Origin of the sequence: Acinetobacter sp. ANC 4178 (assembly GCF_004331175.1) — a bacterium.
GTDB lineage: Bacteria > Pseudomonadota > Gammaproteobacteria > Pseudomonadales > Moraxellaceae > Acinetobacter.
On record NZ_SJOD01000001.1, the window covers coordinates 275,353 to 291,039 of the forward strand.

The 15,687-nt window shown below is 39.5% G+C and carries 13 protein-coding genes and 1 pseudogene; 4 read left to right on the top strand and 10 right to left on the bottom strand.

Annotated features, from left to right (window positions below):
- Positions 1–70: 70 nt before the first annotated feature.
- The 6 genes from hutI to E0H87_RS01275 form a co-directional block, all read right to left on the bottom strand.
- Entirely contained in the window at positions 71–1,276 is a 1,206-nt protein-coding gene (gene hutI, locus E0H87_RS01250) for an imidazolonepropionase (RefSeq protein ID WP_131321658.1), read from the bottom strand.
- 52 nt (positions 1,277–1,328) lie between these two features.
- The gene (locus E0H87_RS01255) at positions 1,329–2,741 is read right to left on the bottom strand and encodes an amino acid permease (protein ID WP_131321660.1); all 1,413 of its coding nucleotides are present in this window, start codon (positions 2,739–2,741) and stop codon (positions 1,329–1,331) included.
- Positions 2,742–2,816: 75 nt separating this feature from the next.
- The gene (gene hutH / locus E0H87_RS01260; protein WP_131321662.1) at positions 2,817–4,346 is read right to left on the bottom strand and encodes a histidine ammonia-lyase; all 1,530 of its coding nucleotides are present in this window, start codon (positions 4,344–4,346) and stop codon (positions 2,817–2,819) included.
- An 87-nt stretch (positions 4,347–4,433) separates the two neighbouring features.
- Positions 4,434–6,110, bottom strand: coding sequence for a urocanate hydratase (hutU, locus tag E0H87_RS01265; protein WP_131321664.1), 1,677 nt, complete (start codon positions 6,108–6,110; stop codon positions 4,434–4,436).
- 416 nt (positions 6,111–6,526) lie between these two features.
- Positions 6,527–7,282 carry a histidine utilization repressor gene (gene hutC, locus E0H87_RS01270; protein WP_131321666.1) on the bottom strand — a complete coding sequence of 252 codons (756 nt, stop codon included), beginning with the start codon at positions 7,280–7,282 and terminating at the stop codon, positions 6,527–6,529.
- A 337-nt stretch (positions 7,283–7,619) separates the two neighbouring features.
- On the bottom strand, positions 7,620–9,827 hold the full coding sequence (locus E0H87_RS01275) for a TonB-dependent siderophore receptor (protein ID WP_131321668.1): 2,208 nt from the start codon (positions 9,825–9,827) through the stop codon (positions 7,620–7,622).
- Between the two features lie 168 nt (positions 9,828–9,995).
- Here E0H87_RS01275 and E0H87_RS16140 point away from each other — a divergent pair.
- Positions 9,996–10,148: pseudogene (locus E0H87_RS16140) on the top strand (EamA/RhaT family transporter); the annotation flags it as partial.
- Between the two features lie 91 nt (positions 10,149–10,239).
- Here E0H87_RS16140 and E0H87_RS01280 read toward each other — a convergent pair.
- Positions 10,240–11,163, bottom strand: coding sequence for a 2-hydroxyacid dehydrogenase (locus tag E0H87_RS01280; RefSeq protein ID WP_131321670.1), 924 nt, complete (start codon positions 11,161–11,163; stop codon positions 10,240–10,242).
- Between the two features lie 321 nt (positions 11,164–11,484).
- Here E0H87_RS01280 and E0H87_RS01285 point away from each other — a divergent pair, with 321 nt between their 5' ends.
- Both E0H87_RS01285 and E0H87_RS01290 read left to right on the top strand, forming a co-directional pair.
- Complete coding sequence (locus E0H87_RS01285; protein ID WP_131321672.1) at positions 11,485–11,904, top strand: DUF1398 family protein; 420 nt, start codon at positions 11,485–11,487, stop codon at positions 11,902–11,904.
- A gap of 464 nt (positions 11,905–12,368) precedes the next feature.
- On the top strand, positions 12,369–12,968 hold the full coding sequence (locus tag E0H87_RS01290) for a TetR/AcrR family transcriptional regulator (protein WP_131321674.1): 600 nt from the start codon (positions 12,369–12,371) through the stop codon (positions 12,966–12,968).
- Positions 12,969–13,343: 375 nt separating this feature from the next.
- On the opposite strand, the gene E0H87_RS01295 is transcribed toward E0H87_RS01290, so the two are convergent.
- Positions 13,344–13,586, bottom strand: coding sequence for a hypothetical protein (locus E0H87_RS01295; RefSeq protein WP_131321676.1), 243 nt, complete (start codon positions 13,584–13,586; stop codon positions 13,344–13,346).
- 302 nt (positions 13,587–13,888) lie between these two features.
- Here E0H87_RS01295 and E0H87_RS01300 point away from each other — a divergent pair, with 302 nt between their 5' ends.
- Complete coding sequence (locus tag E0H87_RS01300) at positions 13,889–14,080, top strand: hypothetical protein (protein WP_171458324.1); 192 nt, start codon at positions 13,889–13,891, stop codon at positions 14,078–14,080.
- Here E0H87_RS01300 and E0H87_RS01305 read toward each other — a convergent pair.
- Entirely contained in the window at positions 14,064–14,696 is a 633-nt protein-coding gene (locus tag E0H87_RS01305) for a LysE family transporter (protein ID WP_131321678.1), read from the bottom strand. The two genes, E0H87_RS01300 and E0H87_RS01305, sit on opposite strands and share 17 nt — an antisense overlap.
- A gap of 140 nt (positions 14,697–14,836) precedes the next feature.
- Entirely contained in the window at positions 14,837–15,415 is a 579-nt protein-coding gene (locus E0H87_RS01310) for an FxsA family protein (protein WP_131321680.1), read from the bottom strand.
- Positions 15,416–15,687: the final 272 nt, after the last annotated feature.

Below are 15,687 nucleotides of genomic sequence, written 5' to 3' on the forward strand. Positions count from 1 at the left end.
CTCAATAAAATTAATAAACCACGCCAGAAACTAACGCTCAATCGCGCTCTAAAGTTCGATTAAGCTCTGCTTAGAATTTCAATTCCTGCGCCTGATAAATGATTCGTTTCGTTAAATCGCCACCTAACCAATAGGTAATTTCAGATGGATGCTCAATTTCCCAAGCAATAAAGTCCGCAACTTTACCAATCGCTAAACTGCCATGTGTTTGCTGTAAACCTAATGCCTTCGCTGCATGAAGTGTGGCACCTGCCAGTGCTTCTTCAGGCGTTAAGCGGAAAATGGTACTGGCCATGTTCAACATTAAGCGTAAAGACAAACTTGGAGATGTCCCTGGATTCAAATCCGTCGAGATTGCAATCGGGACTTGATGTTGCTTTAGCGCATCAATGAGTGGATATTTCGTTTCTCTTAAAAAATAAAATGCACCTGGTAAAAGCACTGCAACGGTGCCCGATGCCGCCATGGCTTTCACATCATCTTCAGTAATATATTCCAAATGATCTGCAGACAAGGCTTGATATCGGGCTGCTAAACTCGAACCGGCTAAAGCTGATAATTGTTCCGCATGAATTTTGACTGGAATTCCTAAATTTTGAGCTGCCTTAAAGACCCGCTCCACTTGTTCGGGAGTAAATGCCAAATATTCACAAAAGGCATCAACTGCATCGACTAAACTCTCAGCATGCAGTTTAGGTAGCATTTCCGTACAAATATGCTCGATATAAGCATCGCTTCGATCTTTGTACTCTGGCGGTAAAGCATGTGCAGCTAAACAGGTACTTTTTACCGTCATAGGTAAATGTTGGGATATTTGACGAATAACGCGCAACATTTTTCGTTCATTTTCATAATCAAGCCCATAACCCGACTTAATTTCGATGGTAGTGACTCCATCTTGAAGTAAACTTGTGACTCGCTTTAAGGCACTGTTTAAGAGTTCTTCCTCACTTGCCGCACGCGTTGCTCGAACTGTGCTTGCGATTCCACCACCCTGAGCCGCAATTTCGGCATAGCTTACACCTTGCAGTCTTTTTTCAAATTCAATACTCCGATTGCCCCCAAAAACACTATGGGTGTGACAATCAATAAAACTCGGTGTGACCCAAGCTTTATTTAAATCATTGGTTTCATCATAGTCATCATGTGCTAAGTCTTGTTCTGGCCCAATCCAGCAAATATTATTCTCTAAAGTGACAATAGCGGCATTTTCGATGATGGAATATTTTCCATCCTGCATTGTTGCAACGTGACAGTTGTGCCAAAGTTTCTTCATGACTCATTCCTAAGATTGCTCAAATACCCATTTATATTTGAGCAATCAATATTTAACGCTCTAATTTAAGATTATCGGGAAGCTCTGATTCAACTTTTACTGTATTTTGCTTCGGCTTTACCCAAATATTAAAGGCAATCCAAAGCAGTGCTAACCAACCTGCACCGACATATATGGCTGGGCGTGAGTCTGGGAAATAACCAATCATTGCCAAAATAAACAGTAAGAAAACGATCGCGAATGCGGGTGCATACGGCCACCCAATGATTGGAAAATCAAGGGCTTTAATTTCAGCAGTAGATAACTTACGGCGCATAGCCACCTGAGAAAGTAAAATCATCAACCAGACCCAAACTGTAGCAAAAGTCGCAATTGAGGCAATGATCATGAAAATATTTTCAGGAATGAGATAGTTCAGAACAACACCGACTAGCAGTACGCCTGCCATGACCACAACCGTCATCCATGGCACACCATTACGTGATAATTTTTGGAATACTTTAGGTGCTTGACCATGATTGGCCATACCAAATAGCATACGTCCTGCACCAAATACATCACTGTTAATTGCTGAGACTGCCGCGGTAATGACCACGATATTCAAAATGGTTGCTGCTGAACCGATGCCTAGATTTTCAAAAATTTGTACAAATGGACTGCCCTGACTACCAATTTGGTTCCATGGGAAAATCGACATTAATACAAAGATGGTCAACACATAGAATAATAAAATACGAACAGGTACTGCATTAATTGCACGAGGAATGGTCTTTTTAGGATCTTGTGATTCCCCTGCGGTTAAACCAATAATTTCAATGCCACCAAAAGCAAAAACCACCACAGACAAACAAGCCACTAAGCCCGTGATTCCATTCGGCATGAAACCTTCATGAATCCATAAGTTCTGAATACCCGGTACAAAGCTACTATGGTCTGCATGAAAGCCATAGAACATTAATCCGAAGCCACCTAAAATCATAGCGACAATTGCAGTCACCTTGACAATGGACAGCCAGAACTCTAACTCTCCAAATACTTTGACATGGATCAGGTTTATACCGCCCAAGAACATAATCAGTGAAAGAATCCAGATCCAACGCGGTACATCGGGATACCAAAAGCCCATATAAATACCAAAAGCAGTAATATCGGCCAAAGCAACAATGATCATTTCAAATACATAGGTCCATCCCGTAGTAAAACCCGCCAATGGACCAATATATTGTGTTGCATATTCACTAAATGAGCCTGAAACTGGATTTTTAACCGCCATCTCACCCAATGCACGCATGACAATATAAATGGCAATGCCACATACAATATATGCCAATAAAACAGAGGGCCCTGCCAATTTTATGGCAGTTGCCGAGCCATAAAACAGTCCTGTTCCAATGGCTGAACCTAAAGCTAAAAATCGAATATGACGGGTATTTAGCCCCCGTTGAAGTGAAGCCTGTTGTGACATATTAATCTCCAATCCTTGAGGAAATTGAGTTAGGTACGACCACTCCATGTGGCCGTTTTTTTATCCATCACATATTTATAAACTTGGCAATAAACGAGAAAGCAGCAATTCATTTAAACAACCGCTTGCCAGCAATTCACTTGCCTGCTCAATATCAGGGGCAAAGAAACGGTCTTCACTGTAGTACGGAACTTGGTCGCGCAAGATTCTACGGGCTTGTTCCAATTTAGGCGAGCTTTTTAAGCCTTCTCGGAAGTCTAACCCCTGACAAGCGCCTAACCATTCGACAGCTAGAATGCCACGAACGTTATCAGCCATGTACCACAGTCGTTTTCCTGCATTCGGCGCCATTGATACGTGGTCTTCTTGATTCGCTGAAGTTGGCAAACTATCAACACTGGCTGGATGTGCAAGCGCTTTGTTATCACTGGCTAAAGCTGCTGCTGTCACTTGAGCAATCATGAACCCTGAGTTAACCCCACCATTGGCGACCAAGAACGGTGGCAGTTGTGACATGTGGCGGTCCATCATCATCGAAATTCGACGTTCTGAAAGTGAACCAATTTCTGCGATTGCCAATGCTAAATTATCGGCCGCCATGGCTACAGGTTCTGCGTGGAAGTTACCACCAGAAATCACATCACCTTGTTCTGCAAAAACAAGTGGGTTATCAGATACCGCATTTGCTTCAATTTCTAAAACTTCAGCAGCCTGACGGATTTGAGTTAGACATGCACCCATCACCTGTGGTTGGCAACGTAAAGAATACGGATCTTGAACTTTGCTACAGTCTTCGTGTGAATGTGCAATTTCACTTGATTCTGTTAAGAGGTCACGATAAGCCGCCGCTACATCAATTTGACCACGTTGGCCACGTACTTCATGAATACGAGCATCAAACGGTGAGCGTGAACCCAGCATTGCTTCAACACTTAAGCCACCACAAACTGTCGCAGCAGCAAATAAATCTTCAGCTTCAAACAAGCCGCGTAAAGCATAAGCCGTCGAAACTTGTGTGCCATTTAAAAGCGCCAAGCCTTCTTTAGCGGCCAAAGAAATTGGCTCTAAGCCTGCAATTTTTAAAGCTTCAACGGCAGGTAACCATTCACCTTTATAACGCGCCTTACTCTCACCAAGTAAAATCAAAGACATATGTGCCAATGGTGCCAAGTCACCTGAAGCCCCTACTGAACCTTTAAGAGGAATGTGTGGATAAACTTCAGCATTAATTAAAGCCAACAAAGCATCAATGACTTTACGGCGAATACCTGAAAAACCACGTGCTAAACTATTGGCTTTCAATAGCATAATTAAACGCACCATGGCATCATCCAGTGGCTCACCGACACCTGCGGCATGCGAAAGAACCAATGAACGCTGGAGTTGTTCTAAATCTTCAGGAGCAATCTTGGTTGAAGCAAGTAAACCAAAACCTGTGTTAATGCCGTAAGCGGTACGTCCTTCATTTACAATTTTCTCAACGCAAGCCACACTTGCATTAATGGCAGATGAAGCGCTTTCATCCAATTTAACTTGAATCGGGTTGAGGTACGCTTGACGTAAATCAGCTAAGGTTAATTTTCCTGGTTGGATCAGTAATTCCATGTTGGCTTCCTAATTTTTTGCACTATATTCTGCTGAGACAGTGCTTTTCACAATTGCAAAAAGCACCGCCAGTTCTTCCATGTATTTTTATTGAGTAATCATTGGCAGATTTAGGCCCTGCTCTTTGGCACAATCAATAGCAATGTCATAACCCGCATCGGCATGGCGCATTACACCGGTTGCAGGGTCATTGGTCAGTACGCGAGCAATACGTGCGGCTGCTTCATCTGTACCATCACACACAATCACAACGCCTGAGTGTTGAGAGAAGCCCATACCTACACCGCCACCGTGGTGTAAAGACACCCAAGTTGCACCGCCTGCTGTATTGAGCAACGCATTTAATAAAGGCCAGTCTGATACTGCATCTGATCCATCTTGCATTGCTTCAGTTTCACGGTTAGGACTTGATACCGAACCAGAGTCTAAATGGTCACGACCAATCACAATCGGTGCTGATAATTCACCTGTGCGAACCATTTCATTGAATGCTAGACCTAGTTTTGCACGTAAGCCTAAACCTACCCAACAAATACGCGCTGGCAAACCTTGGAAGCTAATGCGTTCACGCGCCATATCTAACCAACGGTGTAGGTGCTCATCGTCTGGAATGAGTTCTTTAACTTTGGCATCAGTTTTATAAATATCTTCTGGATCACCTGAAAGTGCTACCCAGCGGAATGGGCCAATACCACGACAGAACAATGGGCGGATATATGCAGGCACAAAACCAGGGAAATCAAACGCGTTTGCTACGCCTTCATCTTGCGCCATTTGACGAATGTTGTTGCCATAGTCAAACGTTGGAACACCTATTTTTTGGAAGTCAAGCATGGCTTGTACGTGCTTTGCCATTGACTGTTTAGCCGCTTTTACAACAGCTTCTGGTTCTGTTTTCGCACGTTGACGATATTCTTCCCAAGTCCAGCCAATTGGTAGATAGCCATTGAGTGGATCATGTGCGCTAGTCTGATCAGTTACCATATCAGGATGTACACCACGGCGAACAAGCTCTGGTAAAATTTCAGCGGCGTTACCATGAAGTGCAATTGAAATTGCTTTGCCTTCTTTGGTGTATTTCTCGATACGCGCTAAAGCATCATCCAAGTCTGTCGCTTGCTCATCCACATAACGGGTACGTAAACGGAAGTCGATACTGGCTTGTTGACATTCAATATTGAGTGAACATGCACCTGCAAGTGTTGCTGCAAGAGGTTGAGCGCCCCCCATTCCACCTAAACCAGCGGTTAATACCCAACGCCCTGTTAAATTACCGTTGTAGTGTTGACGACCCGCTTCTACAAAAGTTTCGTAAGTCCCTTGTACAATCCCTTGGCTACCAATGTAGATCCAAGAACCTGCGGTCATCTGACCATACATTGCCAAACCTTTGGCATCTAGCTCATTGAAGTGTTCCCAATTTGCCCAGTGTGGCACCAAGTTTGAATTGGCAATTAAAACACGCGGTGCATCTTTATGGGTTTTAAACACGCCAACTGGCTTGCCTGATTGCACCAAAAGTGTTTCATCTTCTTCAAGTTTTTTTAATGTTTCTACAATTTTATCAAAGCATTCCCAGTCACGCGCTGCACGGCCAATACCACCGTATACAACCAACTCTTTCGGGTTTTCGGCCACATCAGGGTCAAGGTTATTCATTAACATGCGCAACGGCGCTTCTGTTAACCAGCTTTTTGTATTTAAAGTTGTCCCTCTAGGCGCACGAATTTCAATGTCACGATAACGTGGATTATTTGCTTTCACAAACAGACTCCTTTCCTTTTTTAAAAATAATGTCCACAAGAAACTTCTTATGGGAACTACATGTTCATACTTGTATATACATATATATACTATATATTTTTTTATTAATACAATATTTTTTTAAAATTTCCATCAAACCCTTAATTTTCATACAAAAAAAAATGCATAAGACAACTTATGCATTTTGGTAATAGATTTGAATTCCTAAATTTCTAGCTTAAAACTTGTATAGCTTTATGCTGTGAAATCATCTTGCATGATGAACAAACCAGAGCAAAAAGTTACAGGTGACGCTATTCGAATCTTCAAAATTAAATGATTCATTTCTTCAAATTTGAATTTTTATTTGTCTAGACAACGCTGCGTACTGAGATATAAGCAACTTTATATATACCTATTTTCATCCATCGATTGTTTTACGGATTAAACTTACCTTCCAAATGATAGCGATTGCCCGGATAAATTAAACGTGCACTAGAAATCAGGTTTTTATTGGACCATGTTCTGCGCTGAATAAATAAACATGGTTCTGCCTTGTTGATTTTGAGCCATTTACATTCTTGAGCAGATGCCAAAACCGCTTTTACAATATGCTCCCCCTCAGTCATTGGAGAATTTTGCATTAAGTAAGCATTGGGGGTCATTGTAGAAAAATCTTGTTTTAAATAATTTGGCACTAAGTACGAGTTAACCAATCGATCTTCAATTTGCACAGGAATATCATTTTCATAATGAATAATAATGGAATGATAAAGTAGCTGACCTTCCTGCACTTGCATTTGCAGACTTTGCAAAGCATTCGCATGAACACTATCCAGAACAATGACTTCAGCACGATGCTCATGCTTTCTGGCTTGAATTTCATCTGCAATATTATTGATTTGAAACAATGACGTTTGCCCTTGCTCTTCTGCAACAAAAGAACCAACCCCTTGAACTCGAACCAATACACCTTCTGCCGTTAACTCGCGTAGTGCACGATTAATTGTCATACGACTACAACCCAACTGGTTGACCAATTCACTTTCAGACGGAATTTTTTGATTGGTCGACCATAACCCTTGATTAATTTTGGTGGTAATTAATTGCTTCACTCGCATATAAATCGGGATTGGACTATCTGCATCAATGGTTAAATTTAGGTCTTGTTTAGGCTCTTTTTTTATTGCCATGTGATTACTCAATGCAGATTAACTTAATTCTTCGCAGTTTACCTTGTACCCTTCAAAAGATATATACAGATATAGTCAAGTTATCTATAAGTCCACCCATAATTCTAGGTCGGCAGAATTTGGTGGGGAAAACGTAAAAGAACCTTCTTTTACAACTCCCATCCATACCAGTAAACCAGATTCGCTTTAAAGTTTCGCTATGGCTGTTCAAAATTTATAGAACTAAAACAAAGTAAATAGGCTTATAAACGTGTGCTTCAACCTTAAAATAAATAAGGGACATTCATCATCCGATCAATGTCCCTCAAGCAACTTCTTCAGCTTTTAAAATGTATGACTAGAAATTCACTGTCCATGAAAATTGAGCTGAACGTGGTGCACCTAAGAATAAATAATCATCCCCGAAGAAACTCCCTGCGTCACGCCAATATTTCTTGTTAAACACGTTATCAATGTTCAAACGTAGCGTATTGTCATAACCATAAGCACGGAAGTTATAAGCCGAACCAATATCAAACACAGTAAAACTTGGAACTTTAACCGTACCTGTTTTGTTGGCATATTTATCGCTACTGTATTGCATACCTGCCAATAATCTTAATCCATCTACTTGTGGCATAGCGTATGAAATATGACTGGCAAAGCGTAATTTCGGCACATTTTGCATTTGATGTCCGCTATATTCAGCCACATCAATGCCTTTAAGTTGTGAATGAATAAAAGCCATAGTCGATGAAATCTCAAGGTTTTGGCTTAAGCGACCTTGCACACCCAGTTCTAGACCCAGATTATGCTGTTCACCATCTGTGACATACACATTATCTAAATTGGTATATTGATTATCCTGCTTAAGATCAAACAAGGCTGCGGTGAATAAAAATGCCTGCCACTGTTGCTTGATTCCCAGTTCATATTGAGTTGAATGCACAGGCGCTAAAGTCGCATAAGCATTGCCTTCGATGCCTTTATCAGGGTTACCAAACGCCATCCACGGTGCCTGTCCACCGTCACTTAAGCCTTTGGCATAAGACGCATAAACATGAGTACGTTCCCACGGTTGATACATCACGGCTAACTGTGGCAAGAAACGATCTAAATTGGTTTCTCGCATATTACTGCCATCTGCGGCATAAGCATTTTCATCTAAATGCAACAGCTTACCGCCCAGTAGAACAGACCACGCTGTATTCAACTTAATCTGATCCAATACGTTTAAGGCTGTTTGCTGGCTATCAAGCGATTTATAGTGATTACCCAAAGCAACATTTGAAGGGCTATAGGTTTCACTATCAGTATAAATATTTCCTGAACCCACCTGCACATTGACCGCATCATACTGAGCATGACGCTTATAGGTCTGTGATAACTCTAAACTTAGGTTATGCTGCCATGTGCCCGTATTGAACTTCCCGTTTAGACCTGTTTTAAACTGATTGGTCAGGTAACTGTCATTTGGACTACGGAACTCATAAATATCGTAATTACCATTTTGGTCAAAGGTATTGCCTAAACCTGTATACTGACACACCGTACTGTAAGCGCAGCCATACGGAAATGCCGAGTAATCATCCACCACCACACGACTTTGTGAAGCTGCTAAATTCGCCGTCCAATTGTCATTAAATTGGTAGGTATATTTTAAGCCAGCATTCAAACTTTCATTGGTAACGGGTTTACCCCAGCTTTGATAACCCAGTAAACGATCCCATTCCACTCCTGTCGGTACGGTTGTACCATCCAGTAACTGATAGCCCGGTACTGAACGTTGGCGCTGACGTTGTGATTCAAGATCAAATTCCAATTTTGAACGATCTGATACTTTCCAGTCTAAAGCCAAAGAACCAAATACACGCTGACCATCGGCATGATCCACATAAGGGTGGATTTCTTCTTTTGCAAGATTAATTCGATAGCCAAACTGCTGCTTCTCGCCAAATAAGCCACCTAGATCTGTTGCGACACGATTGCCCCCATGACTATCCCCTTCAACCGTTAAAGAGTGAACATTTTCAGGTCGTTTAGTCACATAGTTGATCACACCACCAGGCGTAGACATACCACTTTGAATCGCGCTAATGCCCTTTAAAATCTCAACTTGTGCTTTATTTTCGAGGGCTACATTTTGTTGGCCACGCAGTAAATTACCATTCAGTAAATAGCTTGATCCTGCATTGAGCATAAAGCCGCGCATCATAAAATTCGAATAGTAACCAATTGGCGCGTAGCCATCCCCTACGGCTGCATCATTTTTAACGACATCCGTCAGTGTCTTGGCATGTTGATCCGCAATAAGTTGTGCTGTAACTGTCATCAGTGAGGCAGGTATTTCTGCCTGAGTTTGTTGTGTAAACCCCGTCAAATTCACCTGAGGCTGGTAATACGCAGCCCGAGCTTGCTCAGCGGTTACTGTAATTGTTGCAAGTTGTGCAGTCTCATTTTCATCTGCTGCATAAGCCATTCCTGAGCTTAGTCCTAGACATGAAAATGAACCAACAGCCAGTAATGCTTTTTGTAAATGAGAAAATGAAAATGGATACGTATTCACAGTCGTTGTCTAACCCCAAAAGATAATCTTACAGCATGAATTTTTCGGGCATGAGTATTCACAATTTTTACGCATAGAACAATGCTTTTCTCAGCGTTATTTCTGGTTTTTTCTGAATGGCATGAAAACAACTCGACACACACTGAATCGGCTTTGTTGCATAAACCTATTGCGATTGTATTTGCTGGCATTTGGGGATTTATTTTCTGGCATGAAATTCCCGATGTATTTAGCATTTGAGGAATCTCTATTATTTTAATGGCAATTTTGGCCTGTAACCCGACTGTTATCACTAAAATTAAACAGATGATTAAAGCTTAGTCTTCCTCCCTTTTAAATTAATAAAAAAACTAGAAGTCCAGTTTAGTAGCTACTTCTAGGTTTCAACCTCACCATAATTTTAAAACGCTATTTAGTAGCCGCGTATAACATCTACCTCATTGACTAAACTTAGACCCGCCATCACAGATTGATCATTTGCAACAATTTGCTGTACAACAACATTTAAGTTGGCATGCGATGCAATATGTGGCGTGACTACCACATTGGGATGATGCCATAAGGGATTCTCTGAGCTTAATGGTTCATGCTCAAATACATCTAAAATAGCCCCACTTAAGTGTCCTGAATCTAATGCAGCCAATAAATCGGTAGCGTTTAAATGTCCTCCACGGCCTGTATTAATAATGGCAGCACCTGATGGCAATCCTGCAAAAGTTGGTGCAGACAAAATATTCTTGGTTTCAGGCGTTAACGGGAGCAAATTAATTAAAACTTGAGGCTGTTGAAGAAAGTCAGAAAATTGAGCTTTACCTGCAAAAGTTTGTACACCGTCTATATTCTTTGCTGAATTAGACCAACCCACAACTGGATAACCCATATCACGAAGTTGCAACGCCACATGATGACCTATTTCACCCAACCCCATAATACCAATACAAAACTCAGATGATGGTCTTTGCGGTAATTGCTGCCAAATTGCCTTTTGATTATTTTTTAAGTAACTATCGAAATGACGCTGGAAATACAAAATTCCCCAGAGTAAATAATTAAACATTGCTGACTTATGGCTACTATCCACAATACGACACACTTTATATTTTCCATTTAAAGCTTGAATATTCAGATGCTCCACACCTGCCGCCATAGAATGAATCAATTCCAAATTAGGCAAATCCAAGAGTTTATCGACATTTGGAAACCAACATGCTGCCGTCGTTGCTTCTTTAGCGCGTACATCATTTAAACCACAATAGCTATTAGGCGGTGCGTATTTTTCAAAAGCATCAAAAACAATCTTTTCAATTGCGGGTACATCCGTCGCAATAACAATCATTCACTCTCTCCAAGTTGAGTTAATTTAAATAGATCAAATTGAGCTCATTTCAATTGAACTAAACATCCTGATTTTTTTATTTTAGATTATCTGTGAACAATCAAATATGCAGATAATTACATTCGTGTGTCCTACGGGTTCTCATGTTAATACTTGCTTTTTCTGCTTTTTTACAAATATGAAGCTTAATTTTTCCATGTCCCTTTCACAGATGCTTGATCACAAACTGAATCAATACCTACAGAAAATCTAACGAAAAAATCAACGAATATCGGACTGCTCCTGTCATAATAAAACCAACAGCATAATGAAATAAAAAATATGAGTGCAGCTATAGAAATTGTCGAAAACGCAATACAAAAAGGTATGAATCTTCGCCCTCAAATTGGTGGATTTCCTTATTTAGCCGAAGCTTTACGCGAAGCGGGTGTGACCCTAAATGAATGGATTCTTCCAAGTTGCCAAAGTCTTTACCAGACCAATAAAGGATCTGTCATCTTTCCCAACCCACCACTGATCACAACGGCCACAGACATTCCTACATTTAATCAAGACTTACTCATCCACGCATTACGCGCAGATCAAACGGGTCAAACTACATTTCCTGAATTTTTACAGGCAATCTGGGCTGCTGGAGTAATTCGCTATACCGTTAATTTAGAAGCGCGTCATGTCATTTATTATGGTAGTTTGGGTGAAAGTTACACCGAAGCATACCCTGCTGTCACACTTCCAATTTAATTCCCGTTTCTAGTATTTATTTTTTATTTTTGAAGAATTTTTAAGCGGATCCCCTTCAACGTATAGAACTCCCAAAGATAGGAAGATTTGGCTTTTACACCTGTTAAAAAATCATCACACCATAGGATGATGCATTTTTTTAGACTCAAGACAAAGCCAAAATTTTAAAAATAATCATTTGATTTGATTAAGGAAAAATTTAATGTTCATAATTTATTTCAATTTGCTTTGTGCTTAAACTTTACAAAACCTTTTTAAATCATTATTTTGACCCAGTTAAAGATGGGTATCCTAATTTCAGATATCTCCCTAAGGTTATAGTATTATTGTTTCATCCTGAATTGAATTTGATTGTTTGTTGTTTTTATCGACATTTCTTCTACAATAGTTTAATTCTGTTCAATAAAAAATTGCTATAGTCTTCTCACAAGTTCTTTTATAGTGATCTTATACGGAACATATGCATGAATTCAGAACGCCAACAAAATTTTCTTTTACGTAAAGAAAAAATCTTAGCAATGGCCGAGAAATTATTACTCGATAATAATCAAGATATTACTCTTGAAGAACTTGCTTCTGAGTTAGATATTGCCAAAGGTACGATTTACAAGCATTTCGACAGTAAAAATCAACTGTATCTAGAACTCATTATTCTAAACGAAAAGCGCTTACTCGATATTTCACATAAATTTAACATGGACATCAATTCTTACGTTTCAGAATACATGCTCTACAACATGTTAAATTCAAACCGTACAATTCTGCTGCATGTGATTGAGGAACGCCTGACCAATAACGAACGTAAGCTGAATAACTTATTTGATGAACTCTATAAAATCCGTGAAGCACGTATTTTAAGCATTAAAGAAATTACTGAAAAATATTTAAAAGAAAACAATAGTGCAATGTCGATTCGTGACTACCAGTCTTATGTCTGGACTGTCACTTATGGCGCCTGCTTATTGCTCAATTCAACACATTACCAAAAGTCTATTGGTTCACGTGACCGCTTGATCAAACTATATATTAATCAAGTACTAATGACACCAGATAGAACAGTATAAGTAGAATTTAAAGGAGATCTGATGTGGTCTCCTTTTTCATTTCTACTCGGCTTTGTTAAACCAAGCACGGCGTCAATTTTCTTAACATTAGACTTTTTCGGCAGAAATAACAAAAACATTCGCCTGACATGCAAACCTATTTATCAAGAGACAGGATTTATTTGGAAAATTTAAACAGAAAATAAAGGCCCTTAAAAAACTGACAGGTTCTATTTTTTAACTATAAATAAACTTCCACCAACCAATTCACCATGCATTCCGCACGTTAAAAAAAAGTTTCGCTGTCATCAATATTCGCAGCAAAAATTTTCAGGTGAATATTGATCTTTCAAGAATCGATCATGCACCACTTTAAAATAATAAGTCCTGAATGCCTCAGGACTTATTATTACTTAAATGCAAAGTTTCAAATAAGGTTGGCTGCACAGGTGCTTCGACTTGATTATGAAGATAAACTTGTGCGACTTTAAAGACAATCACAACCGCTAAACACGTCGCTATACAAAAAATCCAGAAACCAAATGGACTTCGAATATTATGTGAGCCGCAATTCGGACATTCTTTAACATCCGAGTCGACCACTAAATCACAGCAAGCACAATGGTATTGGTACAGCATAGGTATACTCCTATTTGACTGTAGTGATTGTTTTATTTTCACACTCCCAAGTACATGGCAATGTAAGCTTTCTTCATGTTATGTGAGTATTTGTAAATGCACAAGTCAAGGTCACAAAGAAAAGTCGACTGAACCGTTCAAAATTAATCAATGTACCACTAGCCTACTGTTTTGATTTTTCTTTTATAAAAATTATGATTTAGATGAATATGTAACGAGGTTTGCATTTCATAAAATTCAACTCCTTCCATAATTCAAGTACTATATCCATTCGAATTCAGTTTTTTATGTGGATTTTAGCAATGGTACAATTGATTAAAAAAGGTGGTCTACGTGAGCGTGCAAACCGTAGCCGAAAATTTCAAGGCTCAGAGAATACTGAGACCACACTCAAACCCAATAGTTATGCAGACACTAGCAAAAATGCTGAAAGCCTAAACTCAACTTCGGCACCCATTCAAGCGACCAATACTCAATCTAAAACATCTGAATAGCGTCATACCAAAGCCAAATGGCAAATACCAGAAATAAAGCCCCTGATAGAATATCAATAGAGTGCCCTGCGCGTTGATACAAGGCTTTAATTTTTGGCGTAGACATGATGAACATAAATAAACTAAACACCAAAAACGTTTGCAGTGGAATGATGAATGCCAATTGCGATTTTAAATTGGCATTTGCAGACGACCCGAGCGCTAAGGAAAAAACACTACTAAAATAAATCAAGGTCTTTGGGTTAGACAAATTCGTGAATAACCCCAACAGAAAATACTTTTGCTGACCATTTTGCAGAGTTAAAGTCCCTTCTAATTGAGGACTTTGTGCAGAAGTGAGTCCCTCCTTCAACATTCCCCAACCCATGCGAGCCAAGAAGAATCCCCCAATGAGCATCAAAATTTGCTGAATCCAAGGGAATTGTTCAACCAATACGGTAAAGCCCAATAAGGTTAATACCACCCAAACGACAATCCCTGCCGATATCCCTAGAATAATTTTTAAGGTATTTAAACGTGTTGTAGACGCTGAGCTTTTTGCAATCAATAAAACATCAGGTCCAGGGGTTAATTGTGCGACAAAATGTAAAGCGCAGATGGTCAACAATAGAGACATATTTTTATAAAGCGATCAATTTTTCAGTAGATGAATTATAACGCTTGTTTAAATTTTTACTGCATTAATCACGTATTAAGAATAAAAAAACCGAAGTACTTTTAGTCACTTCGGTTTAGATCTAACGATAATCGGCTTGATTATTTATTTACATCTTTCATTTCAATTTTCTTGGCTTCAGGTGTTACTTCACGTGCTTCACCATCAATAACACTTGAATCTCGGTATTGACTACCACCTTGCTGATTTTGCATGTCTTGCATCTGACGCATTAAATCTGCAAATGGGTTCTGCCCTTGAGCATCGCCAGCACCATTCATATCGCCCATCATGCCACCCATCATTTTATTCATCATGGCTTGTTGGCGCTTCATCATGGTTTTCATAAATGCAGCTTGCAACGCTTTTTGAACAGCAGGAATTAACAATAGAACGGCAAATACATCACTGATTAAACCTGGAATCAGCAATAAAAAACCAGCAAAGATTTTAGGCAAATTGCCTGTAAATGCTGGGTCTGAACTTACCTGACCTGATTGCATTTGTTGCATCTGCGGCATAATCCCCGCCGAATATTTACGGATAATATTTAATCCAATAAAGAAGGCAGCCACAAACCAGAAAAACACGTACCACATACTACCAACGAGGTCACCCACGCCAATCCAGACGAATACTTCTAGAATTAAGCCAGCAAGTACAATCAGAAATAATTTCATGAAAATTAATCAAATCTCTAAAATAATAAAAATGACCATATTCTATAGCTGTCACAGTGTTCAGCATTTTTCTATGGTTAAGAATATCTATAAGGGCAGTTTTTTATTTTTAAAGTCTTTGGTTAAAAATTTGTACAAACTATTCAAGTCTGATGCTTCTTTGGACGCTGTTCTTAACATCCAATTGTTTAAACGCATCTTAAAATTGCATGTATCTCAATCAGTTCAAATTAAATTGGAAAAATCATAAGAATTACTCATTTTTGTTATTT

Excerpts from the sequence above, each read along its gene's own strand:
- hutI (WP_131321658.1), bottom strand. The coding sequence starts at position 1,276 with ATGAAGAAACTTTGGCACAACTGTCACGTTGCAACAATGCAGGATGGA.
- E0H87_RS01255 (WP_131321660.1), bottom strand. The coding sequence starts at position 2,741 with ATGTCACAACAGGCTTCACTTCAACGGGGGCTAAATACCCGTCATATT.
- hutH (WP_131321662.1), bottom strand. The coding sequence starts at position 4,346 with ATGGAATTACTGATCCAACCAGGAAAATTAACCTTAGCTGATTTACGT.
- hutC (WP_131321666.1), bottom strand. The coding sequence starts at position 7,282 with ATGGCAATAAAAAAAGAGCCTAAACAAGACCTAAATTTAACCATTGAT.
- E0H87_RS01280 (WP_131321670.1), bottom strand. The coding sequence starts at position 11,163 with ATGATTGTTATTGCGACGGATGTACCCGCAATTGAAAAGATTGTTTTT.
- E0H87_RS01285 (WP_131321672.1), top strand. The coding sequence starts at position 11,485 with ATGAGTGCAGCTATAGAAATTGTCGAAAACGCAATACAAAAAGGTATG.
- E0H87_RS01290 (WP_131321674.1), top strand. The coding sequence starts at position 12,369 with ATGAATTCAGAACGCCAACAAAATTTTCTTTTACGTAAAGAAAAAATC.
- E0H87_RS01295 (WP_131321676.1), bottom strand. The coding sequence starts at position 13,586 with ATGCTGTACCAATACCATTGTGCTTGCTGTGATTTAGTGGTCGACTCG.
- E0H87_RS01300 (WP_171458324.1), top strand. The coding sequence starts at position 13,889 with ATGGTACAATTGATTAAAAAAGGTGGTCTACGTGAGCGTGCAAACCGT.
- E0H87_RS01305 (WP_131321678.1), bottom strand. The coding sequence starts at position 14,696 with ATGTCTCTATTGTTGACCATCTGCGCTTTACATTTTGTCGCACAATTA.
- E0H87_RS01310 (WP_131321680.1), bottom strand. The coding sequence starts at position 15,415 with ATGAAATTATTTCTGATTGTACTTGCTGGCTTAATTCTAGAAGTATTC.